At 67.3% G+C, this 1,343-nt stretch carries 1 protein-coding gene; it reads right to left on the bottom strand.

Annotated features, from left to right (window positions below):
- The coding region (locus ACIBAE_RS29630) for an RHS repeat-associated core domain-containing protein (protein WP_399291484.1) at positions 1–1,343 on the bottom strand (1,343 nt) is incomplete at both ends.

Genomic DNA, 1,343 nt, shown 5'->3' with positions numbered 1-1,343 from the left:
TGGGCGGTTTCCGTGCCGTGGTCGCCGTCGGTGTCGATGGTGACCTTGACGAGGTGTTTGAGGCCCTCGCCCGTGATCTCCGCGGTGACCGTCTCGACCCGGCTCTCGCCGGTCTCGGGGTCGGTCGCGATGACCTGGTCGCCGGTCTTGACCTGTTCGATCGGCTTGGTGGTGCCGTCGGCCATCAGGACCTTCGTGCCGGGCACGAAGCTGTTGTCGGCAACCGAGCAGGAACCACCCCCGCCGCCGCCTCCGTCGCCGCTGTCAACTTTGCCGGAGCCGCTGCTGCCGCTCGTGCCACCGCTGCTGCGGGAGGTGCCGCCGGAGTTCCCGCCGGGCTTGGCACCGCTGCCCTTGCCCGCACCACCGCCGCCGGAGGAGGCCTTCGCGGTGGAGACCTTCGGGGCCGCCTTCGCCTGGGCCTGCTTCTGCGCGCCGTTACCGGTCTTCTTGGTCTGCGCGACCGCCTTGTCGGCGGTTCTCTTCGCCTGTTCGGCCGCCTTCTTGATTTTCTGCGCGGCTGCCTTCTTGGCCTTCTCGATCGCCGCCTTCTTGGCCTGCAAAGCGGCCGTCTCGGCCGCCTTCGCCGCCTTGAGGACGAGTTGCGCCGCCTTCTTCGCCGCACGGAACGACTCGATGGCCTTGATCGTGCGGTTCACGGCCTTCAGCACCGACGGGATCTTCCCCAGCTTCGCCCAGGGAATCGCACCGATGATCAGGCTCCCGCAGGACCACATGTCCCCGCCGAAACACGCCATCGCGTCATTGATACCGATGAAGTCCTTCAGCGTCTCCCACGCCACCGCCAGGATCACCGACGACAGCGACTTGCCCATCATCGACTGGGCCTGCGCGACCTGCGCCGCCGACAGACCCGCCCCGGCCAGCGCCGCCGCGCGTTCCGACCCGCTGAGGCTGATCGCCAGACCCGTCGGGTCGGACATCGTCACGGGGTTGTTGTGGGCGTAGGAGTAACCGTTGGACTGCAGGACGTCGTTCAGATCCAGCACCGGGTCCGCCGACAGGAACCGCCCGACCACCGGGTCATACAGACGCGCGCCCAAGGGCTGGTAACCGGAGGAATCATCCCGCGTCGCACCCAGGAACCCCGTATGGGACTGGACATTGACACCGACCGTGCCCGCACCACGCTGGTTCCCGAACGGATCCTGCTTACGGATACGCACCGCGTTCGTATCGTTCAGCGCGACCTCGGCATACGCACTGCCCTGATGATCCGACGCCAACGCGACCAACTGATCCGGATCCGTGCCGTACGCGTACCGCATGACCGCACCACCCGGCACCGCATACGTCCGCTGCGTCGAAACCAACGCACCACC

This window comes from Streptomyces sp. NPDC051569 (genome assembly GCF_044454085.1).
GTDB lineage: Bacteria > Actinomycetota > Actinomycetes > Streptomycetales > Streptomycetaceae > Streptomyces.
The sequence above is the reverse complement of the archived record's forward strand: the minus strand, read 5'-3'. Positions and strand labels throughout refer to the sequence as shown.